Genomic DNA, 21,391 nt, shown 5'->3' with positions numbered 1-21,391 from the left:
TTGGAAGGCGGGGCTGTAAAGATGAGAATCCATATAGTGAAAAGCGGAGATTTACTCTGGCGTATTGCCCGGCAATATCGAATAGATCCTGCCCTTATCGTTCGGGCTAATGATCTTGAACAGCCGGATCGGCTGGTGATTGGCCAGGCACTGGTGATTCCCGAACCTTATTTTCAGCACCTTGTTCAGCCTGGGGATACGCTTGGAAACATTGGGATTACATACGGCGTAACAGTTCAAGAAATACTGCAGCTAAACCGAATCAACAATCCTTCTGCTATTTATCCAGGACAAATACTTACGATTCCAGTGATTTATCATACCGTGATGGCCGAGGAGAGTCTTTCTGTTATCGCCAGCCGCTATGGAACAACCGTTCAATCAATCGTTCAGGTCAATCGATTAACAGCACCGTCACGTCTTTATATCGGCCAGGTTTTAAGAATTCCAGCCCAAACAAAGCCCGTCATTGATGTAAATGCTTTTACATATGCATTTGGGCAGACAGGAGCCAGAGAAGTACGTGAAGTCGCTTATGATTTAACGTATATTAGTCCGGTTGCGTATAGGATGCAGGAAGACGGCGGTCTCGAACCAATTGATGATACTCCTGCTATAGAAGCTGCCCGCTCAAATGGCGTTGTTCCTATGATGGCTATTACAAATTTTTCAAGTACGGAAGCAGGGACCGAACTTGCCCACACGATCCTTTCAAGCCCGACTTTAGTTGAAACACTGTTAACGAATGTAATAGAGATGATGAGAGAAAAGGGATACAGCGGTGTGAATATCGACTTTGAAAACGTAGCACCGGAGGATCGCCAGTTTTATAACCGATTTCTTGAAAGAGCGGTAGAACGACTGCATGCTGACGGTTATTTTGTTTCTTCTTCTCTCGCTCCAAAAACGAGCGGTGAACAGAGGGGATTGTTAGTTGAAGCGCAGGATTACCCGGCACACGGGCGCATTCTTGATTTTGTTGTGTTGATGACATATGAGTGGGGATATCGTAAAGGGCCTCCGCAGGCTATTTCACCTATTAACCAAATGAAGCGTGTTCTCGATTATGCGGTAACGGTTATTCCAAGAAATAAAATCCTGCTTGGTTTTCAAATCTACGCCCGGGATTGGCTTTTGCCTCACAGAGAAGGACAGGAAGCGGAAACATTCGATATGCAGGAAGCCATCAGGCGTGCGATTCGATATGGAGCAGAGATAAAATATGATCAGGTGAGTCAGTCACCTTATTACCGTTACGCAGACAATAATGGACGGTCTCATGAGGTTTGGTTTGAAGACGCACGCAGTGCAAAAGCAAAATTCGACCTGGTCAACACGTATAACCTTAGAGGACTCAGTTATTGGGTGCTTGGTTATCCATTTCCCCAAAACTGGGAACTTCTTGGAGATACATTTATTGTGCGGAAGAGGTAAAAATCATATATTTTTGACGATACACCATGGCGGCATAAGGGATCCCGTGTTTCTGCCGGTCATATGCGTGGGGAAATGGCTTATAAAAATACCCGGATACAAAAAACACCCGGACTTTTTCATTAGATTTTTTATCTAATGTGAAGTCCGGGTGTTTGTTTTTGCGATAACAGCAGATTACTTACCGCTTTTGAATGCTTCCTGAATTTCTTTCATAAGAATTTCAGCGCCTTCATGGCTAAGGATCAATTTGCCGTCAGCAAGCTTGATGTTATCATCAGATACTTCGCCTGTTACCTGGCAAGTCATGCTTGGCTTGTACTTTTTAAGGATAATTTTATCGTCATCCACGTAAATTTCAAGTGCATCTTTTTCAGCGATGCCCAATGTGCGGCGCAATTCAATTGGAATAACAACTCGACCGAGTTCGTCAACTTTACGTACAATTCCTGTTGATTTCATGTTAAAACTCCTCCCAAATGGATACATTTATTTTAAATAGCTTCATATAAATTTAATTCGTCAATATTCGACAAAAAATTACTGCTTGACGTAATTGTACCAAGAGTTCCCATAGACGTCAACAATAAAATGTAATTTTTCAATTAACTGTAAGAAGAGAAAACGTTAGTATATCAACGTTTTAAACAATACTCTGTAAAAGAGCTGGAAAAATATTTTCTGAATTTGTCGAAGAGTGTCGAATAAGGAAGAATATTCGACAAATAAATCAACAGAAAAAAAGGGGTTCATATTTACATTTATTCTTATATAGGGGACAATAAAAGAAGTGACTAAAAAAGCTTACGCCATATAAGTAGACGCTTTTTAAGGAGGATTTTCGAGTGAGTGAACATAAAAAAACGTTTTATTTAACAACACCTATTTACTACCCGAGCGGCAATTTGCATATCGGGCATGCGTATACAACAGTAGCAGGAGATGCCATGGCGCGCTACAAGCGTCTGCGTGGATTCGATGTTATGTATTTAACGGGAACAGACGAACACGGTCAAAAAATCCAGGAAAAAGCAGATGAAAAAGGCGTTACACCGCAGGAGTATGTCGATGAAATTGTATCCGGCATTCAAAAGCTTTGGAAAACGATGCATATCTCAAACGATGATTTTATCCGTACGACAGAAGAACGTCACAAAAAAGTGGTCGAAAAGATCTTTCAGCACCTGCTTGATCAGGGAGATATTTACCTTGGCGAATATGAAGGGTGGTATTCTGTTCCAGATGAAACTTTTTATACAGAAACACAGCTTGTTGACAAAGAACTGAATGATCAGGGAGAAGTCATCGGCGGGAAAAGCCCGGACAGCGGCCACCCGGTTCAAAAAGTACGAGAAGAGTCTTACTTTTTCAGGATGAGTAAATATGCGGACCGTTTGCTGAAATATTACGAGGAAAACCCGACGTTTATTCAGCCGGAATCACGCAAAAATGAAATGATCAATAACTTCATCAAACCAGGTCTTGAAGATTTGGCGGTATCCCGGACAACGTTTGACTGGGGCATAAAAGTACCAGGTAATCCGAAGCATGTTGTATATGTATGGATTGACGCCCTTTCAAATTATATTACCGCACTTGGCTATGGAACAGAAAACGATACGAAATACAAACAGTACTGGCCGGCTGATGTCCATTTAGTCGGAAAAGAAATTGTCCGCTTCCATACTATTTATTGGCCAATTATGCTTATGGCGCTTGACCTGCCGCTGCCAAAGAAAGTCTTTGCTCACGGCTGGCTGCTGATGAAAGACGGCAAAATGTCTAAATCAAAAGGCAATGTTGTGGATCCTGTTACGCTTATCGACCGTTATGGCCTGGATGCGCTTCGTTACTATTTACTGCGCGAAGTGCCATTTGGCTCTGATGGCGTATTTACACCAGAAGGGTTTGTTGAGCGGATCAATTACGACCTTGCCAATGACCTGGGCAATCTGCTGAACCGGACTGTAGCGATGATCAACAAATACTTTGGCGGAGAGATCCCGGCATACAGCGGCTCAGAAGGTGAGTTTGAAAAAGCGCTTATGGATGCAAACGAAAAAACGGTCCGCGAGTATGAAGAAGCGATGGAAAACATGGAGTTCTCCGTTGCGCTGACATCCCTCTGGCAGCTTATCAGCCGGACAAACAAATATATTGATGAAACACAGCCGTGGGTACTGGCGAAAGAAGAGAAAAAAGGTGAACTCGGTACAGTAATGTATCACTTAGCTGAATCACTGCGCCGTGCTGCTGTTCTGTTAACGCCATTTTTAACCGGAACACCGGAAAAGATTTTCGAACAGCTGGGATTAGCCGATGAAAGCCTTCGAGAGTGGGAAAGTCTTCAAACATTTGGAGCCATTCAAGCCGGCGTTAAAGTAGTGAAAAAAGGAGAGCCGATTTTTCCTCGCCTTGATATAGAAGAAGAAGTGAACTTTATCAAAGAAAAAATGCAAGGGCCTGCTCCTGTTGAGGAAGAAAAACCAGCGGAGGAAGACTATGCTCCTGTTGATGATGAAATCAGCATCGATGATTTTATGAAAGTGGATCTTCGGGCTGCAACAGTCATTGAGGCTTCTCCTGTTAAAAAAGCAGATAAACTGTTAAAATTGCAGCTGGATCTCGGTTTTGAAAAACGCCAGGTTGTTTCCGGAATCGCCCAATACTATAAACCGGAGGAGCTTGTTGGCCGAAAGGTTGTCGTTGTCGCTAACTTAAAGCCGGTAAAACTGCGCGGAGAACTGTCACAGGGAATGATTTTGGCCGGATCAAAAGATGGCATTTTAACCCTGGCCGAGGTGCCGGAAAACTTGCCAAATGGCGCAAAAATCAAATAATTGTTTCACGTGAAACAAAAGACGGGTGATAACATGCTGTTTGATACACACGTTCATTTAAATGCAGATCAGTTTCAAGGAGATATAGAAGAAGTAATCGGGCGCGCTCAGGAAGCGGGCGTTTATCGAATGGTTGTTGTCGGGTTTGACAGGCTGACGATCGAGCGGGCTATGGAGCTTATTGAAAAGTATGATTTTCTTTATGCTGCAGTGGGCTGGCATCCGGTTGATGCGATCGATATGACCGATGAAGACCTGGCTTGGATTGAAGAGCTGGCAGCTCATCCAAAAGTTGTCGCGATAGGAGAAATGGGTCTCGATTATCATTGGGATAAGTCACCGAAAGACATACAGAAGGATGCGTTTCGCCGCCAGATCGCTCTGGCAAAACGAGTGAAGCTGCCAATTGTCATTCATAACCGGGAAGCAACACAGGACATTGTTGATATCTTAAAAGAAGAAGGCGCGGAAGAAGTGGGCGGCATTATGCATTGTTTCAGCGGCAGTGCGGAGACAGCCCTTGAATGTGTTAAAATGAATTTTTACATTTCTCTTGGCGGTCCGGTTACGTTTAAAAATGCAAAAAAGCCGAAAGAAGTAGCCGAAGCCGTGCCGCTTGAGAAGCTGCTTATTGAAACGGACTGTCCGTACTTAGCGCCGCACCCTTACCGTGGAAAACGAAATGAACCTGCTTACGTCAAGCTCGTAGCCCAGGAGATCGCTGCACTAAAGGGAATTACGTACGAGGAAGTAGCAGCTGCAACCACTCAAAACGCCAATACATTGTTTCACCTTAAATAAGCAGGGGGCTCACACAGCCTCCGCTTTTTTACATGTTCGGGTAGCATGGACTAAATGGAAGAATGGGATGATGCGTTTCGATGTAAAGGATATAGTGATAAAAGGGCGGCAGCAAAAAAACGATTTACAGCTTTTTGTCATCATGGAGGAAAAATGAAAATAAAAGAAATTATTGTAGTGGAAGGAAAAGACGATACCGTTAAAATTAAACTGGCGGTAGATGCCGATACGATTGAAACGCGCGGATCGGCTGTGGATGACAGTGTGATCGAGCAAATTCGGCATGCCCAGGAAACACGTGGTGTTATTATTTTAACAGACCCGGATTATCCCGGACAGCGCATTCGCAGTTTAATCGATGAAAAGGTACCGGGCTGCCGTCACGCTTTTCTGCCTAAAAATGAAGCCATTGAAAAGTACGGGCGCGGTGTAGGGATTGAGCATGCGTCGGTTGAATCAATTCGCAGAGCGCTTCGTCATGCGCAGTATACAGACGAAGAAGCAGTGGAAGAAATAACGAGAGAAGATCTGGTCACAGCCGGCCTTATTGGTGGTCCAACGGCAAAATCACGCCGTGAAGCTATTGGACAAAAACTTAAAATCGGCTACGTAAACGGAAAACAGCTGCACAAACGGCTGATGATGTTTCAGATCACAGGCGAGCATTTCGCTAAAGCATTAGCGGAAGTGCTGGAGGAGGAGCAATCATGAAGGATATCGCAACACCCTCGCGGACAAAGGACATTCTGGCCCGTCATGGTTTTTCATTTAAGAAAAGCCTCGGTCAAAATTTCTTGATTGACCCAAACATATTACAGCGAATCACAGAAACAGCCGAGCTGACAAAAGAAACCGGTGTAATTGAAATTGGACCGGGAATCGGGGCCCTCACAGAGCATTTAGCCCGTTCTGCCGGAAAAGTGGTCGCATTTGAAATTGACCAGCGCCTGCTGCCTATTTTGGATGAAACGCTAGCACCGTACGATAATGTCACAGTTATTAATGAAGATGTGTTAAAAGCAGATGTAAAAGGAGTAGTAGAGCGGGAGTTTGCCGGATTTGACCGCTTAATGGTTGTCGCGAACCTTCCTTATTACGTGACAACACCGATTATTATGAAGCTGCTTGAAGATAAAATACCGGTAAACGGATTTGTGGTGATGCTGCAAAAAGAAGTAGGCGACCGTATTTCGGCCCGGCCGTCTTCAAAAGAATATGGATCGCTTTCGATTGCTGTCCAATATTATACAGAAGCCTCCATTGCGTTTATTGTCCCAAAAACAGTGTTTATGCCGCCTCCAAATGTGGATTCTGCCATTATTAAACTTGATGTGCGCAGTAAGCCGGCCGTCTCTGTAGAAGACGAAGACTTCTTTTTCCTTGTCACGCGGACATCGTTTGCCCAGCGCCGGAAAACGATTTTAAACAATCTTGTCAATGGTCTTCCGGAAGGGAAAGAAAAAAAAGAAGCGATTACCGAAGCGCTTGAGGAAGCAGGCATTGAGCCATCGAGGCGCGGTGAAACACTGTCACTGGCTGAATTTGCTGCATTGGCTAAGGCATTAGCAGACAAAGGAATAAGTCAATAAAAAACCGCTCTTTCAAAAAGAGCGGTTTTTTTTAAGAGGTTGGGAAATACTAGCGTTAGCGAAAAAAATCGTTATTTGCCGAATAAAAAATATTGACATTAGATGGACACGCTGATAAAATATTTTGTTTATTTGACTAAAACGAAAGTTTGTGCTACACTAAACATAGTGAGGTGGATGCAGATGCCGAAAACATTAGCTGACATTAAAAAAACGCTTGATTGTCATTTGGGTAAAAGATTATTGCTAAAAGCAAATGGTGGACGTCGGAAGACCGTTGAGCGTTCTGGTATTTTAACGGAGACGTATCCTGCTGTTTTTGTTGTAGAACTTGATCAGGACGAGAATTCATTTGAACGCGTTTCTTACAGTTACGCGGATATACTCACTGAGACAGTGGAACTAACATTTGAAGATACAGCGGCAGGCAGCGCAGTATAAATGACGTGCTTCTCGTAAAACAGCACATCAGAGAGCAGGCTCAAAAGATTCAATTCGAATCTTTTGAGCCTGCTCTTTTTCTTTTGTGATAAAATAAGACAATAATTTATTGTGTATAACGCAAAGTAGGTGGATTGAAATGAAATTAATGATTAAAGCGCCGGCGAAAATTAATTTAACGCTCGATGTGCTGCATAAACGGCCGGACGGTTACCACGAAGTAGAAATGATTATGACGACAGTTGATTTAGCAGACCGGCTTGAGCTGGAAAGCTTAAATAAAAATGAAATCCGAATCATTTCCCACAATCGGTTTGTGCCGGATGACAGCCGAAATCTCGCTTATCAGGCAGCCAGGCTGTTAAAGGATCGATACGGCATTAAAAAAGGTGTATCTATTCAAATCGACAAAATCATTCCGGTTGCCGCAGGGCTGGCAGGCGGCAGCAGTGATGCGGCAGCGGCACTCAAGGGGTTGAACCAGCTGTGGGACCTTGGCCTGTCACTCGATGAGCTTGCGGAGATTGGAGCAGAGATCGGTTCGGATGTTTCCTTTTGCGTCTATGGAGGCACAGCGCTTGCGACAGGGCGCGGTGAAAAAATTGAACATCTGCCGGCTCCGCCCAACTGCTGGGTTGTTTTAGCCAAGCCGACGATTGGCGTTTCAACCGGTGAAGTGTATAAGAATTTAAAATTGGACCGCATGATGCGGCCGGACACACGGGCGATGATCGAAGCCATCAAAGAAAGTAATTATGAGAAAATGTGCCGGAATATGGGTAACGTTCTGGAATCTGTCACCCTTCATGCTCATCCCGAAGTCGCTCTGATTAAAGAGCAGATGATTCGTTTCGGAGCGGATGCTGTACTGATGAGCGGCAGCGGTCCGACGGTGTTTGGCTTGATCCGTCATGATTCCCGCATGCATCGCGTGTATAATTGCCTGCGTGGATTTTGTGACCAGGTATACGCAGTGCGTATGCTTGGGGATACCGACCTGGTTGATTAAAACCGTATATTAAGATATATTGTAATTAAAATATTCGGTTTTACTCCCCAGGAGGTTTAAATAGAACGATGAAGTTTCGTCGAAGTGAACGTATTATTGATATGACATATTATTTGCTCGAACATCCGCACCAGCTTGTGTCACTGACTCTTTTTGCCAATCGGTTTGGTTCTGCCAAGTCTTCGATCAGTGAAGACTTGGCCATTATTAAAGAAACGTTTGAAAAGCGCGGTATCGGTACACTGCAAACGGTTCCGGGAGCAGCAGGCGGTGTAAAATTCTATGCCCGTGTTGATAAGGAAAGCGCAAAGGAATTTATTACCGATTTGTGCCGGCAAATTGAAAACCCGGACCGCCTTCTGCCAGGCGGCTATCTGTACATTATGGATCTGCTTGGAAATCCTGCTGTGATGAATAAGATCGGCAAGCTTCTTGCTTCCGCTTATGCAGACAAAAAAATTGATGCGGTCATGACGGTCGCTACAAAAGGGATCCCGATTGCACATGCCATTGCGGCCCATTTAAATGTGCCGGTTGTTGTCGTGCGCCGTGACAGTAAAGTAACGGAAGGGCCGACGGTCAGCATCAATTATGTCTCTGGCTCTACAAAACGTATTCAGGCGATGGTGCTTTCTAAGCGCAGTTTAAAAGAAGGATCAAAAGTGCTTTTGGTCGACGACTTTATGAAAGGCGGCGGCACCATCAATGGGATGATCAGCCTGCTGGCTGAGTTTAACGCATCTGTCGCGGGTATTGCCGTTTTAGTGGAAGCAGAATATCCGGATTGCTTGATTGAGGATTATATTTCACTCGTGAAGCTGAAGGATGTAGATGAAAAAAGCGCAGCGATCTCTATAGTAGAAGGCAACTATTTTGAAAAAAATACTGAATTTTTACAGGGGGAATCAGAATGAACATTGTAAACACAAAAAAAGCACCGGCTGCTATCGGTCCGTACGTACAAGGCGTTGTGGTTAACAACTTGTTTTACAGCTCTGGCCAAATCCCTTTAACAGCTGAAGGAACACTTGTGGAAGGAACGATTGAAGAACAGACACACCAAGTGGTTGCCAATTTAAAAGCTGTTCTGGAAGAAGCAGGCGCTTCTCTTGAAACGGTTGTGAAAGCGACTGTTTTCTTATCGGATATGAACGAGTTCGTTCCATTCAATGAAGTATATGGTGAATATTTCTCGGCGCATAAACCAGCCCGTTCGTGCGTAGAAGTCGCTCGTCTTCCGAAAGACGTGAAAGTAGAAATTGAAGTAATTGCACTTGTAAGAGCATAAACCGGCCTCGTGCCGGTTTTTCTATTTTATTTTTTTTCAAGAAAAAAGAGGGAATATTGCAACGATTATGGAATAAGTAGTTTAAGCTTTTTTAAATATGGGAAAAGGGGGTGAATATGCGTGGAAATAACAGATATAAGATTACGACGTGTTCAAACGGATGGAAGAATGAGAGCGATCGCATCAATCACATTTGACGGGGAGTTTGTTATTCATGACATTCGGGTGATTGATGGCAACAACGGCCTGTTTGTGGCTATGCCAAGTAAACGAACGCCGGAGGGAGAATTCCGCGATATTGCGCACCCCATCAATTCCGGAACCCGCGGAAAAATTCAAGATACCGTTCTTGGTGAATACCACCGTATCTGCAAATTAGAGCAGGAAGAACTGGTTGTGCTTGAAGAAGCATAAATACAATATGTTTTATCTGCGAGGCGGTCTCCGCCTTTTTCCACAAGAGCCTAGGGAATCCGATAGGCTCTTTTTTTGCGTTGTGAAAAATGTGTCAATTTCGGTCTAGCATTGAAATCAGCTGCTATTTAAGATATATTCAATAGTGGATAATTAGGTGAGGAGGCCTTTTATGACGAATATTTACGCTGTCATTCTGGCTGCAGGACAGGGAACTCGCATGAAATCGAAGTTGTACAAAGTACTGCATCCAGTCTGTGGAAAGCCAATGGTAGAACATGTTATCGATCAAATTTCAGATTTACATACAGAGCAGATTGTAACCATTGTAGGCCACGGGGCTGAGATGGTAAAAGCGCAGCTGGGCGAACGTTCTGCGTACGCACTACAGGCAGAACAGCTTGGAACAGCACATGCTGTGATCCAGGCGGAATCGATTTTAGGGGACAAAAAAGGCTGCACGCTTGTTGTATGTGGAGATACACCGCTTATTCAAACGTCGACAATGGAAGCGCTCGTGAAGCATCATGAAGAAACAGGTGCAAAAGCCACGGTTTTAACGGCTCACGCTGAAAAGCCGGATGGATATGGCCGTATTATTCGCGGTGCAGATGGTTCTGTCAGCCGGATTGTGGAACATAAAGATGCATCGGCAGAAGAACGGGCGGTAAAAGAAATTAATACAGGTACGTACTGCTTTGATAACGAATCGCTGTTTCATGCGTTGAAAAATGTATCAAATGATAACGTACAAGGTGAATACTACTTACCAGACGTGATTGAAATCTTAAAAGAAGCAGGCGAAACGATTTCAGCGTATCAAACTGAAAGCTTTGATGAAACACTAGGTGTAAATGATCGTGTAGCCCTTAGCGAAGCAGAGCGAATTATGCGTGCACGTATCAATGAAAAGCATATGCGTGCAGGTGTGACACTCATTGATCCGCAGAATACTTATATCGGGCCGGATGTTGTAATTGGCTCAGATACGGTAATTCATCCTGGCACGGTTCTTTCCGGCGATACGTCTATCGGGGAAGATTGCGTTATTGGACCAAACAGCGAAATAGCAGCGTGCCAAGTGGGGGACCGGACTATTATTCGTCAGTCAGCGGCTTTTGAAAGCCAAATTGGTTCAGATGTAGCGATTGGGCCATTCGCACATATCCGTCCAAGCTCGGCACTTGCTGATCACGTAAAAATTGGAAACTTCGTCGAAATAAAGAAAGCATCGTTTGGCGAAGGAAGCAAAGCTTCTCATTTAAGTTATATTGGCGATGCGAATGTTGGCAGTGATGTAAACATTGGCTGCGGAACCATTACGGTAAACTACGATGGGAAAAACAAATTTTTAACAACGATTGAAGATGGTGTGTTCATTGGCTGCAATTCGAATTTAATTGCGCCAGTTACAGTAAGAAAAGGCGCTTATGTAGCAGCTGGATCTACGATCACAAGTGAAGTACCAGAAGAAGCGATGGCAATTGCACGGGCCCGTCAAGTGAATAAAGAAAATTACGTTTCAAAAATATTTCCAAAATAATGAGTAAATCAGGACTGTGGAGGTCATCATGAGCAATCAGTATTTAGATCCAAACTTGAAAATCTTTTCGTTAAATTCAAATCCGGCACTTGCTCAGGAGATTGCAGAATTTATCGGAGTTGAACTTGGAAAATGTTCCGTTACCCGTTTCAGTGATGGTGAAGTACAAATTAACATTGAAGAAAGCATTCGCGGCTGCGACGTTTATATCGTTCAATCAACAAGCGGCCCGGTCAATGAACATTTGATGGAATTGCTCATTATGATTGATGCATTAAAAAGAGCGTCTGCCAAAACAATCAATGTTGTACTTCCGTACTACGGCTATGCACGCCAGGATCGTAAAGCACGTGCCCGTGAGCCGATTACAGCCAAGCTTGTGGCAAATCTTCTTGAGACAGCAGGAACAACCCGTTTAATCACATTGGATCTTCATGCGCCTCAAATTCAAGGCTTCTTCGATGTACCAATCGATCACTTAATGGGTGTGCCGATTTTAGGTGATTATTTTAAGAAAAAAGAATTCAACAAAGACGAAGTGGTCATTGTATCGCCAGATCACGGCGGTGTAACACGTGCGCGCAAGCTGGCGGACCGTCTAAAAGCACCAATTGCCATTATTGACAAACGCCGTCCTCGCCCGAACGTTGCTGAAGTGATGAACATTGTCGGAAACGTCGAAGGAAAAATTGCGATTTTAATTGATGATATTATTGATACAGCAGGTACGATTACACTTGCAGCAAACGCTATTTCAGAAAGCGGAGCGAAAGAAGTGTATGCATGCTGTACACATCCAGTGCTTTCAGGTCCGGCAATGGAACGTATTGAGAACTCAAATATTAAAGAGCTTGTTGTGACAAACTCCATTGCACTTGCTTCTGAAAAGAAAACAGACAAGGTTGTTGAATTATCCGTGGCGCCGCTTCTTGGTGAAGCAATTATCCGCGTTCATGAAGAACAATCTGTCAGCACATTATTTGATTAATAACTGCTCGAAGGCCGGTGCTATTTTAAAGCGCCGGCTTTCTTTTTTTGCCGCCATGTTTATAAGTCAGCGATTTAGGGAATAAACAGTGATGTACAGATAAAAGCGTTCGATTTATAAACAGGAGGGTGAAGGAGTTTATGACTACATTACAAGCCAAAAAACGTGAAGGATTTACAAGAGCAGCACTAACGGAGATTCGTACATCCGGTTCTTTTCCCGCTGTTGTATACGGAAAAGGAGTAGAATCAAAACCGGTTTCTGTAGAGGAAGCTGAATTTATTAAAACGATCCGTGAAGTGGGAAGAAACGGATTGATTTCATTACAAGTAGATGGAAGCCAGCATGACGTAATTCTGCAGGAATATCAGCAGGATCCGATCAAAGGATTTATCGTCCATGCAGATTTTCTCGCAGTTGACCGTTCTTCTGAAATTACATCACAAGTACGTGTTGACCTTGAAGGGGAAGCGGCTGGAGCGAAAGAAGGCGGCGTCATTCAGCAGCCATTGTTCGAATTAAACGTGACAGCAAAAGTATCCGAATTCCCTGAGAGCGTAACAGTGGACGTATCAGAACTTTCAATCGGCGATTCGATCTCAGTTGGCGATATTCGCGATAAATACGCCTTCGTCATCGAAAACGAAGATGAAGAAACGATCGTTTCCGTTCTTCCTCCACAAAAAATTGAAGAAGGAACAGAAGAAGGTGCGGATGAAGCTGCAGAAGCAGAAGAAACAGACGTACCTGCTGAAGAGGAAACAAAAGAGGCGTAATTTTTCGGACAAACAAAAACAGGCGGAGCGATCTGCCTGTTTTTTTTGCATGCAGTCATGTATACTAAGAATAACTGTGAAAATTGAGGTGCAAGAAGAATGAAATTAATCGTAGGCCTTGGCAATCCAGGTGCGAAGTATGCTGGGACGCGGCATAATATCGGTTTCGATGTGATTGATGAACTAGCAAAGCAGCTCGGCGCAGAATTAACTGAAGCAAAGCATAAAGGGCTGTATGGCGTTGCCCGTAAAGGATTAGAAAAAGTCATTTTGCTAAAGCCGCTCACTTACATGAATTTGTCGGGTGAAAGCATTGGCGAAGTGATGCGTTATTATAATATTGAAACAGATGATGTGATCGTCGTGTACGATGATCTTGACTTGCCGCAGGGAAAAATAAGGCTGCGCCAAAGAGGCAGTGCGGGCGGTCATAATGGCATCAAATCAACGATTGCTCATTTAGGCACCGATCAATTTAAACGGGTGCGGGTAGGCATTGGCCGGCCGGACGGACCAATTAAAACCGTTGACTATGTGCTGGGCAAATTCAGCAGCGAGGAACAAATCGCGATGAATGAAGCCGTTCAAAAAAGCGCAGATGCGTGCTTGTATGCAATAGATCATTCATTTATTGAAGTTATGAACGAATTTAACCAATAAGAATCAGCATAAAAAGCTTTGGGTGTATGCCCCAAAGCGTTTTTCTGTTTTGGAAAAGGGGGAACAGCAGGGATGAACCATTTACTTGATTTATTTTTAAAAAATGACGAGGCAAAATCGATTATCGATGGAATGGAAGCAGGAATGAAAGAACAGCTGGCTGCAGGCCTGTCCGGCTCATTGCGAGCTGTTTTTGCTGCTGCAGCCCACCGAAAGCTTCAAAAGCCGGTTATGATCGTCACCTATAATATGCTGCAGGCTCAAAAGCTGTATGATGATATGGTACAGTTTGTGTCGGAAGATGAAGTGTATTTATATGCGGCTAACGAGCTGATTGCAGCGGAAATCAGCGTAGCCAGCCCAGAGCTGCGCGCACAGCGTATCGAAATGCTGAATCACCTTGCGCTGAAGGGGACAGGGATTTACATTGTTCCTGTAGCGGGACTGAAAAAATTACTCCCTTCCAAAGAAATATGGAAGCGACTTCAAAAAACATTTACAACGGGAGAAGAAGTCGAGCTGGAGAGCTTGAAGCATGAGCTGGTGGAAATGGGCTATGAGCGGGCTGATATGGTATATGCACCAGGAGAATTCAGCATCCGCGGCGGTATTGTCGACCTGTATCCGCTGACCTCCGAGCATCCGGTTCGGATTGAGCTGTTTGATACAGAGATTGATTCTATTCGGACATTTGCGCCCGATACACAGCGTTCCATTGAAAATATGACCTCTATCTTAGTAGGCCCGGCAGCGGAAATGCCTGCTTCAACAGAAGACCTGGCTGCGCTTGCCGGCCGTCTGCAGGAAGCGCTGGATGCGACCATTCAAAAAATCGGCAGTGCAGAAGTAAAGCAGCAGCTGTCTTCTTATGTAGGAGGAGATATTGAAAAGCTGAAGCAGGGCATTCGGATTGATGAATTGGGTAAGTACACATCGCTTCTTTACGATCAAACGTCGGTCGTAACCTCGTATTTGTCAGAGGGCGGACTTGTTTTTTGGGATGAAATGAGCAGGATCAAAGAAATTAGCGAATCACTTGAGAAAGAAGAAGCAGAATGGTATACCGCTCTTATTGAAGAAGGCAGAGCCGTTCACGGTTTAACGCTTGCTCACACGCTTCAGGAAGCGATGCAGGCGACCGTGCAGCCGTCCGTTTATTTGTCGCTGTTTATGCGTCAGACGGCAGGCGGAAAGCCGGAAAACATCGTGAACTTTTCTGCCCGTCCTATGCAGAGTTTTCACGGGCAGATGAATGTGCTCGAAGGTGAAATGGAGCGGTGGAAAAAGTCTGGAACGACAGTACTGTTCTTAGGTGAAACAGCCGAGCGGGTCGAGAAAATCAAAACGACCCTAAATGACTACGGCATGGAAATTACGATGCTCAAAGATCAAAATGAAGTGATCGAAGGAGTTGTTCAAACGGGTCCAGGTACCCTGACGGCCGGCTTTGAGTTTCCATTGCTGAAAATTGCCGTTGTGACTGAGCAGGAGCTCTTCAACAAGAAAGCGCCAAAAAGCAAGCGGCGCCAGAAGCTTTCGAATGCAGAGCGAATCAAGAGCTATTCCGAGCTGAAGGCCGGGGACTACGTCGTTCACGTAAACCACGGAATCGGTAAGTATCTCGGAATTGAGACACTGCAAATTAATGGGATTCATAAAGATTATTTAAAAATCAAATATCAGGGCACAGATGAACTGTTTGTACCGGTCGATCAAATTGAGCTTGTTCAAAAATATGTAGGCTCGGAAGGAAAAGAGCCGAAAATTTACAAGCTTGGCGGCAGTGACTGGAAACGGGTGAAGCGAAAAGTTGAATCGTCTGTACAAGATATCGCTGATGATTTAATCAAGCTGTATGCCGAAAGGGAAGCGGCGCGTGGTTACGCTTTTTCACCGGACGGAGATATGCAGCGGGAATTTGAAGCCGCCTTTCCTTATGAAGAAACAGAAGATCAGCTGCGTTCGATTCAGGAAATTAAACGGGACATGGAGCGGGAGCAGCCGATGGATCGCCTGCTTTGCGGCGACGTTGGCTACGGCAAAACAGAAGTGGCCATTCGTGCAGCGTTTAAAGCAACCGCGGACGGCAAGCAGGTCGCGATCCTCGTTCCTACGACAATTCTTGCCCAGCAGCACTACGAAACGCTGAAAGAAAGACTTCAGGAATTTCCAGTGAATGTCGGCCTGCTCAGCCGTTTCCGTACGCGCAAGCAGCAAACGGAAACATTAAAAGGCGTCAAGGCCGGCACCGTTGATATTGTCATCGGTACACACCGTCTCCTGTCTAAAGATGTGCAATATCAGGATTTAGGCCTTTTAATTGTCGATGAAGAGCAGCGCTTCGGGGTCACCCATAAAGAAAAAATCAAACAGCTAAAAACGAACGTGGATGTGCTGACGCTGACGGCAACACCTATTCCACGGACTCTTCATATGTCGATGCTTGGTGTACGGGATTTGTCCGTTATTGAAACACCGCCGGAAAACCGTTTTCCTGTGCAAACGTATGTAGTGGAACATAACCTTGGTCTTGTCCGTGAAGCAGTCGAGCGGGAAATTGCCCGCGACGGGCAGGTATTCTATTTATATAACCGGGTGGAAGATATCGAGCGGCGAGCTGAGGAAATTTCGATGCTTGTGCCGGATGCCAAGGTTGCGTATGCTCATGGTCAAATGACAGAAACAGAACTTGAGGCAGTGATTCTTAGCTTTTTAGAAGGGGAATCTGATGTGCTGGTTACAACGACCATTATTGAAACCGGCGTTGATATTCCAAATGTGAATACGCTGATCGTGCACGATGCGGATCGGATGGGGCTGTCACAGCTCTACCAAATCCGTGGACGCGTCGGCCGTTCAAACCGGGTGGCATATTCTTACTTTATGTACCGGAAAGACAAAGTGCTGTCTGAACCGGCGGAAAAGCGCCTGCAGGCAATTAAAGAATTTACCGAACTCGGTTCCGGATTTAAAATTGCGATGCGCGACTTATCAATCCGTGGAGCAGGAAATCTGCTCGGCTCCCAGCAGCACGGATTCATTGATTCAGTCGGCTTCGATTTATATTCACAAATGCTGAAAGAAGCAATTGAACAAAAACAAGGCGGCGACAAGGAAGAAAAAGCGCCGGCCTTTGAAGTGGATGTTACGATTGATGCGTACATTCCGGATGCGTATATTACGGACAGCGCTCAGAAAATTGATATGTACAAACGGTTCCGCTCAGCAGATTCATTTGAGGAAATTGACGAGCTAAAAGAAGAAATGACAGACCGCTTTGGCGACTATCCACAGGAAGTGGCGGACTTGTTCCGGGTAGCAGAAATGAAAATTTACGCAGCCCGGACAAAGCTGGAGTCGATGAAGCAGTCGAAGGACGTTATTACTTTGTTAATGAGCGAAGAAGGTACAAGAGAAATAGATGGGTCCAAAGTATTTGCGGTTTGCAACAAATTTGGCAATATGTGTGGAATCGGCATGGAAGAACAGCGGCTAAAGATCACGATTGACCAAAGAAAAGCACCGGAGCAAGGCTGGTTTGCAGCTGTATTTGAATTGATAAAAGAACTTGAAGGCGCAAAAAAACAAATGTAATTTCATGTATAGAATGTTTCCTCTTGAAAGATAATAACGCCAAGAAATGGTTTCGATATTTTGATGGTGAAAGAGAGGCATTCGATGATGAAAGCTACAGGTATTGTTCGACGCATTGATGATCTTGGCCGTGTGGTCATTCCGAAAGAAATCCGCCGTACCCTTCGTATTCGCGAAGGAGACCCGCTTGAAATATTTGTGGATCGTGACGGCGAAGTGATTTTGAAAAAATATTCACCTTTTACCGAACTCGGTGACTTTTCCCAGGAGTATGCAGAAGCACTGCATGACAGTTTAAACTATTCAGTGCTGATCTGTGACCGTGATACAGTCATTTCGGCTGCCGGTGTTAAAAAGAAAGACTTCGTAGAACGAAAAATCGGCCCGGTAGTCGAATCGGTTATTCAGGAAAGACGCTCAGCTGAGAGCAGTGAGCAGCGCAGCGTAGAATTCGCGGATGGCCGCACGGTAGAAGCTCAATCGTATTTTATTACGCCGATTATTGCGGCTGGTGATACAATCGGAGCAGTTGCCCTGTTTTCAGAAGACCGCACGGCAGGTGAAGCGGAACAAAAAGCCGCTTTTGTCGCAGCTTCTTTTTTTGGGAAACAAATGGAACATTAACCCGGACTCCCGCCTTGGGAGGCCGGGTTTTTCTTTTCAAAGCAGAAAAAAATCAGTAAAGTAGTCACTGAGGTGGTTGCGTGAATTGGGAAAAATCATTTTTAAAAGGGGCTTTTTTATTAACAGCCGCCGCATTGTTTGTGAAAGTATTAAGCGCGGTGTACCGGGTTCCTTTTCAAAATATTGTTGGAGACACCGGCTTTTATATTTACCAGCAGGTTTATCCATTTTATGGGATTGCAGCGGGGCTTGCAGTATCTGGATTTCCAGTGGTACTATCCCGGCTGACATCAAGTACGGATGAACGAAGAGAGAGGGTCATCGTCCATACGGCCTTTATAACGATTGGGGCGATGGGCTTCGCTGCTTTTTTGCTGCTTTTTTTGGGTGCCGGCTGGATCGCCCAAGCGATGGCAGATGAAGCGTTGAAGCCGCTTATCCAGTGCAGCGCCCTGTTTTTTTTAGTTGTTCCGTATATTGCGGTTCAGCGGGGTGCATTCCAGGGAGCGGGGAACATGGTGCCGACCGCTTCTTCTCAAATGATTGAACAGTCGGTACGGGTTGCAGGAATTTTGTTCTTTTCTTTTTTTATTGTGTTTTCGGGCAGGTCGCTTTATGATGCGGGTCTTGGTGCCGTTTTTGCATCGCTTTTAGGAATGGCCGCTTCTGCCGTTGTATTGTGGAAACACAGCAGAAAGGGACAGCAGGCGATTTTATTTTTGCTTGACCGCCGGACGGCTGTTCAAGTAGCACTACATGGGACGGCTGTTTGTGTGTCTGCCCTAACGCTCGTTTTGCTTCAGCTGGCCGACTCGTTTCAAGTATACAGCGGTCTTCTTGCTGCTGACATGATAGAAACAAGCGCTAAAGCGTGGAAAGGTATTTTTGACCGCGGCCAGCCTATGCTTCAGCTCGGTGTAACCGCAGCCGTTTCTATTTCTCTTACGATTGTGCCGCTTATTTCAAGAGCGCGTAAGGAGCAAAACAAACAAGCGGAGGCTACTTTCAGCCAGCTGGCACTTCGGGTGAGTTTTGCGCTGGGGCTGGCTGCTTCAACTGGCTTAGCGGCTGTTATGGTTCCTCTTAATGTAATGCTGTTTAAAACGGCTGATGGATCAGGCTTTCTGGCCGTTTTCGGTTTATCGATCTTTTTTTATTCGATCATGGCAACGATGAACGCCGTTTTTCAAGGGAAGGGAAATGACTGGGTGCCGGCCGCTGGAACGGTGTTAACTGTTGTTGTGAAGTGGGGGGGCAATGCGCTGTTGATTCCGCTCTGTGGCCTTTACGGTGCAGCCCTTGCGACAGCAGGCTCTCTTTTAGCCGGTGTTTGCTTTTTAATCATCATGTGGAAAAGAAAGCGTGAGCCGTTTTTACCTTTCGTGTTTATGTGGAAAACCACAGCAGCGGCTTCTTTAATGGCAGGTCTTGTTTTTCTTTTTGTACATGGCATGGTTACGCCCGAATCAGGAAGACTCTGGAGTGGCGTGGCGGCTGTAAGCGGAGCACTGCTCGGCGCCTGTTTGTTTTTGGTTTTCATGGTAAAATGGAGAATATGGAATGATGACGATTTGCGTATCCTGCCGTTCGGCGAAAAATGGATCAAACGAGCAGGAATGCGGATAAGAAGGAAGTGATAGACAGTGACGAACCAAATTACGATTGTCGGTCTTGGCGCGGCGGATTTGAACCAGATGCCGCTTGGCGTTTACCGGCTTCTTAAAGAAGCAGAGGTCGTTTGGCTGCGAACGAAGGAGCACCCGGCTGTAGCAGCGTTAGAGAAAGAAGGCGTCCGCTTTCAAAGCTTTGATGCCATTTATGAAAAGCACGGCCGGTTTGAAGAAGTATACGAGGAAATCGTAGCAGCACTGCTTCAAAAAGCAGAGCAGGGACCCGTCCTTTATGCAGTTCCGGGTCACCCAATGGCCGCGGAAAGAACGGTGCAGCTTTTATTAGAACGAAAGCAGAAAGGTGAAGCAGAGGTCGTGATTGGGGGAGGACAGAGCTTTCTCGATGCTTTATTTACAAGCGTTGGAATCGATCCAGCAGATGGCTTTCAGCTGCTCGATGGGACGGCTCTAAACCGTGACGACATCCGAATTGCCGGCCACTTGATTATTGCCCAGGTATACGACGCTTTTGTTGCCTCTGATGTGAAGCTGACACTGATGGAGAAGTATCCGGATGAGCATGAAGTAACGGTCGTGACAGCGGCGGGAAGCGAGCAGGAAACGGTGCGCAAGGTGCCGCTTTACGAGCTGGATCACGGTATGGAATTAAATAACCTGACGAGCGTTTATGTACCGCCTGTCCAAAGAGAAGAAGATACGTACCGGGAATTTTCTGTCCTGCGCGGGATTATTGCGCGCCTCCGGGACCCAGAAGGCGGATGCCCTTGGGATATCAAACAGACACACGCCTCGCTGAAAAAGTACCTGCTTGAGGAAACATATGAATTGTTTGAGGCAATCGACAACGAAGATGATGAAGAAATGGCAGCTGAGCTCGGTGATGTTCTGCTTCAAGTACTTCTTCATGCACAAATCGGGGAAGACGAAGGCATGTTTACGATTGAAGACGTGATTGCATCCACATCTGCCAAAATGATTCGCCGGCACCCTCACGTGTTTGGTGATGCAACAGCTGAAACAGCTGAAGAAGTCAAAGTAAACTGGCAGGAAATCAAAGCCGCTGAAAAAGGGAACAAAGAAGAACGAATCCTGGCCGGCATTCCAAAAGGGCAGCCGGCATTGATGGAAGCATATGATCTTCAGAAAAAAGCGGCGAAAACAGGCTTTGACTGGCCGGACGCAGAAGGCGTCATTGAAAAAGTAAAAGAAGAATGGGCTGAATTTTTAGCAGAAACCAAAACAGGTCAGCCAGACCGTCTTCGGGAAGAATTTGGCGATGTTTTATTCACGTTGATCAACGCAGCGCGGTTTTGGGATATTCATCCGGAAGAAGCCCTTCAAGCAGTTAACCGTAAATTCCGGCGCCGCTTCGGGTTTGTGGAAGACAGGGTGAAAGAAAGCGGACGTCCATTTTCTGATTTTACCTTAAAAGAATTAGATGAATTTTGGGATTTGGCCAAAGGAGAGGAACGAGCATGAGACTTGATAAATTTTTAAAAGTATCCCGCATTATTAAACGGCGCACACTGGCAAAAGAAGTAGCTGACCAGGGGCGTATTCTCATTAATGGCACGGAAGGAAAAGCAAGTTCCAACGTAAGAGTGGGAGATGAGCTGACAGTTCGGCTCGGCCGCCGTGTCATGACTGTAAAAATCGAAAAGCTGCTCGATACAACGAAAAAAGAAGAAGCAGCCGGCATGTACACCGTATTAAAAGAAGAACACATTGGCGAATAAGAAAAAGCACCCGTTTCAGGCGG

Annotated in this window: 19 protein-coding genes and 1 pseudogene; 19 read left to right on the top strand and 1 reads right to left on the bottom strand. The window is 45.3% G+C overall.

From position 1 onward, the window contains the following. Positions 1-21: 21 nt before the first annotated feature. The gene (locus RIN81_RS14995) at positions 22-1,434 is read left to right on the top strand and encodes a glycoside hydrolase family 18 protein (RefSeq protein ID WP_309091530.1); all 1,413 of its coding nucleotides are present in this window, start codon (positions 22-24) and stop codon (positions 1,432-1,434) included. Positions 1,435-1,611: 177 nt separating this feature from the next. Here the strand turns inward: RIN81_RS14995 and RIN81_RS14990 are convergent, their stop codons facing one another. Further along, entirely contained in the window at positions 1,612-1,896 is a 285-nt protein-coding gene (locus tag RIN81_RS14990; protein ID WP_242236988.1) for a transition state genes transcriptional regulator AbrB, read from the bottom strand. A 374-nt stretch (positions 1,897-2,270) separates the two neighbouring features. Between RIN81_RS14990 and metG the strand changes: the two are divergent. The 18 genes and pseudogenes from metG to RIN81_RS14900 form a co-directional block, all read left to right on the top strand. After that, positions 2,271-4,274, top strand: a pseudogene (gene metG / locus RIN81_RS14985) (methionine--tRNA ligase); the annotation flags it as partial. Positions 4,275-4,307: 33 nt separating this feature from the next. Next, positions 4,308-5,075, top strand: coding sequence for a TatD family hydrolase (locus RIN81_RS14980; RefSeq protein WP_309091527.1), 768 nt, complete (start codon positions 4,308-4,310; stop codon positions 5,073-5,075). 153 nt (positions 5,076-5,228) lie between these two features. After that, complete coding sequence (gene rnmV, locus RIN81_RS14975; RefSeq protein WP_309091525.1) at positions 5,229-5,786, top strand: ribonuclease M5; 558 nt, start codon at positions 5,229-5,231, stop codon at positions 5,784-5,786. After that, on the top strand, positions 5,780-6,664 hold the full coding sequence (gene rsmA, locus RIN81_RS14970; protein WP_309091553.1) for a 16S rRNA (adenine(1518)-N(6)/adenine(1519)-N(6))-dimethyltransferase RsmA: 885 nt from the start codon (positions 5,780-5,782) through the stop codon (positions 6,662-6,664). Before rnmV ends, rsmA begins: the two co-directional genes overlap by 7 nt. 183 nt (positions 6,665-6,847) lie before the next feature. Continuing rightward, on the top strand, positions 6,848-7,105 hold the full coding sequence (veg, locus tag RIN81_RS14965; RefSeq protein WP_242237000.1) for a biofilm formation stimulator Veg: 258 nt from the start codon (positions 6,848-6,850) through the stop codon (positions 7,103-7,105). 139 nt (positions 7,106-7,244) lie between these two features. Next, positions 7,245-8,114, top strand: a complete 870-nt coding sequence (gene ispE, locus RIN81_RS14960) for a 4-(cytidine 5'-diphospho)-2-C-methyl-D-erythritol kinase (protein WP_309091523.1) — start codon at positions 7,245-7,247, stop codon at positions 8,112-8,114. A gap of 68 nt (positions 8,115-8,182) precedes the next feature. Beyond that, positions 8,183-9,028, top strand: a complete 846-nt coding sequence (purR, locus tag RIN81_RS14955; protein ID WP_309091521.1) for a pur operon repressor — start codon at positions 8,183-8,185, stop codon at positions 9,026-9,028. Next, positions 9,025-9,402 (top strand): RidA family protein, encoded by a 378-nt coding sequence (locus RIN81_RS14950; RefSeq protein WP_309091519.1) that lies wholly within the window; start codon positions 9,025-9,027, stop codon positions 9,400-9,402. The genes purR and RIN81_RS14950 overlap by 4 nt, the downstream gene beginning before the upstream one ends. Positions 9,403-9,522: 120 nt before the next feature. Beyond that, the gene (gene spoVG / locus RIN81_RS14945; protein WP_242237009.1) at positions 9,523-9,816 is read left to right on the top strand and encodes a septation regulator SpoVG; all 294 of its coding nucleotides are present in this window, start codon (positions 9,523-9,525) and stop codon (positions 9,814-9,816) included. Between the two features lie 172 nt (positions 9,817-9,988). Continuing rightward, positions 9,989-11,359, top strand: coding sequence for a bifunctional UDP-N-acetylglucosamine diphosphorylase/glucosamine-1-phosphate N-acetyltransferase GlmU (glmU, locus tag RIN81_RS14940; RefSeq protein ID WP_309091517.1), 1,371 nt, complete (start codon positions 9,989-9,991; stop codon positions 11,357-11,359). 28 nt (positions 11,360-11,387) lie between these two features. Then, the gene (locus RIN81_RS14935; protein WP_251274064.1) at positions 11,388-12,347 is read left to right on the top strand and encodes a ribose-phosphate diphosphokinase; all 960 of its coding nucleotides are present in this window, start codon (positions 11,388-11,390) and stop codon (positions 12,345-12,347) included. A 140-nt stretch (positions 12,348-12,487) separates the two neighbouring features. After that, a complete protein-coding gene (locus RIN81_RS14930; protein WP_309091514.1) occupies positions 12,488-13,123 on the top strand; it encodes a 50S ribosomal protein L25/general stress protein Ctc in 636 nt (211 codons plus the stop codon). 99 nt (positions 13,124-13,222) lie between these two features. Continuing rightward, positions 13,223-13,783, top strand: coding sequence for an aminoacyl-tRNA hydrolase (pth, locus tag RIN81_RS14925; protein ID WP_309091512.1), 561 nt, complete (start codon positions 13,223-13,225; stop codon positions 13,781-13,783). Between the two features lie 72 nt (positions 13,784-13,855). Then, complete coding sequence (gene mfd, locus RIN81_RS14920; RefSeq protein ID WP_309091510.1) at positions 13,856-17,377, top strand: transcription-repair coupling factor; 3,522 nt, start codon at positions 13,856-13,858, stop codon at positions 17,375-17,377. A gap of 87 nt (positions 17,378-17,464) precedes the next feature. Beyond that, on the top strand, positions 17,465-18,001 hold the full coding sequence (gene spoVT / locus RIN81_RS14915; protein WP_242237073.1) for a stage V sporulation protein T: 537 nt from the start codon (positions 17,465-17,467) through the stop codon (positions 17,999-18,001). Positions 18,002-18,081: 80 nt separating this feature from the next. Further along, positions 18,082-19,638, top strand: coding sequence for a putative polysaccharide biosynthesis protein (locus RIN81_RS14910; RefSeq protein WP_309091508.1), 1,557 nt, complete (start codon positions 18,082-18,084; stop codon positions 19,636-19,638). A gap of 6 nt (positions 19,639-19,644) precedes the next feature. Beyond that, positions 19,645-21,111, top strand: coding sequence for a bifunctional methyltransferase/pyrophosphohydrolase YabN (gene yabN / locus RIN81_RS14905; protein ID WP_309091506.1), 1,467 nt, complete (start codon positions 19,645-19,647; stop codon positions 21,109-21,111). Beyond that, positions 21,108-21,368 carry an RNA-binding S4 domain-containing protein gene (locus RIN81_RS14900; RefSeq protein WP_309091504.1) on the top strand — a complete coding sequence of 87 codons (261 nt, stop codon included), beginning with the start codon at positions 21,108-21,110 and terminating at the stop codon, positions 21,366-21,368. The genes yabN and RIN81_RS14900 overlap by 4 nt, the downstream gene beginning before the upstream one ends. Positions 21,369-21,391 lie beyond the last annotated feature (23 nt).

The sequence above is a fragment of the Domibacillus sp. genome (assembly GCF_031181085.1).
GTDB lineage: Bacteria > Bacillota > Bacilli > Bacillales > Domibacillaceae > Domibacillus.
This window is presented reverse-complemented; position numbering and strand designations above follow the sequence as displayed.

Excerpts from the sequence above, each read along its gene's own strand:
- RIN81_RS14995 (WP_309091530.1), top strand. The coding sequence starts at position 22 with ATGAGAATCCATATAGTGAAAAGCGGAGATTTACTCTGGCGTATTGCC.
- RIN81_RS14990 (WP_242236988.1), bottom strand. The coding sequence starts at position 1,896 with ATGAAATCAACAGGAATTGTACGTAAAGTTGACGAACTCGGTCGAGTT.
- RIN81_RS14980 (WP_309091527.1), top strand. The coding sequence starts at position 4,308 with ATGCTGTTTGATACACACGTTCATTTAAATGCAGATCAGTTTCAAGGA.
- rnmV (WP_309091525.1), top strand. The coding sequence starts at position 5,229 with ATGAAAATAAAAGAAATTATTGTAGTGGAAGGAAAAGACGATACCGTT.
- veg (WP_242237000.1), top strand. The coding sequence starts at position 6,848 with ATGCCGAAAACATTAGCTGACATTAAAAAAACGCTTGATTGTCATTTG.
- ispE (WP_309091523.1), top strand. The coding sequence starts at position 7,245 with ATGAAATTAATGATTAAAGCGCCGGCGAAAATTAATTTAACGCTCGAT.
- purR (WP_309091521.1), top strand. The coding sequence starts at position 8,183 with ATGAAGTTTCGTCGAAGTGAACGTATTATTGATATGACATATTATTTG.
- RIN81_RS14950 (WP_309091519.1), top strand. The coding sequence starts at position 9,025 with ATGAACATTGTAAACACAAAAAAAGCACCGGCTGCTATCGGTCCGTAC.
- glmU (WP_309091517.1), top strand. The coding sequence starts at position 9,989 with ATGACGAATATTTACGCTGTCATTCTGGCTGCAGGACAGGGAACTCGC.
- RIN81_RS14935 (WP_251274064.1), top strand. The coding sequence starts at position 11,388 with ATGAGCAATCAGTATTTAGATCCAAACTTGAAAATCTTTTCGTTAAAT.
- RIN81_RS14930 (WP_309091514.1), top strand. The coding sequence starts at position 12,488 with ATGACTACATTACAAGCCAAAAAACGTGAAGGATTTACAAGAGCAGCA.
- pth (WP_309091512.1), top strand. The coding sequence starts at position 13,223 with ATGAAATTAATCGTAGGCCTTGGCAATCCAGGTGCGAAGTATGCTGGG.
- mfd (WP_309091510.1), top strand. The coding sequence starts at position 13,856 with ATGAACCATTTACTTGATTTATTTTTAAAAAATGACGAGGCAAAATCG.
- spoVT (WP_242237073.1), top strand. The coding sequence starts at position 17,465 with ATGAAAGCTACAGGTATTGTTCGACGCATTGATGATCTTGGCCGTGTG.
- RIN81_RS14900 (WP_309091504.1), top strand. The coding sequence starts at position 21,108 with ATGAGACTTGATAAATTTTTAAAAGTATCCCGCATTATTAAACGGCGC.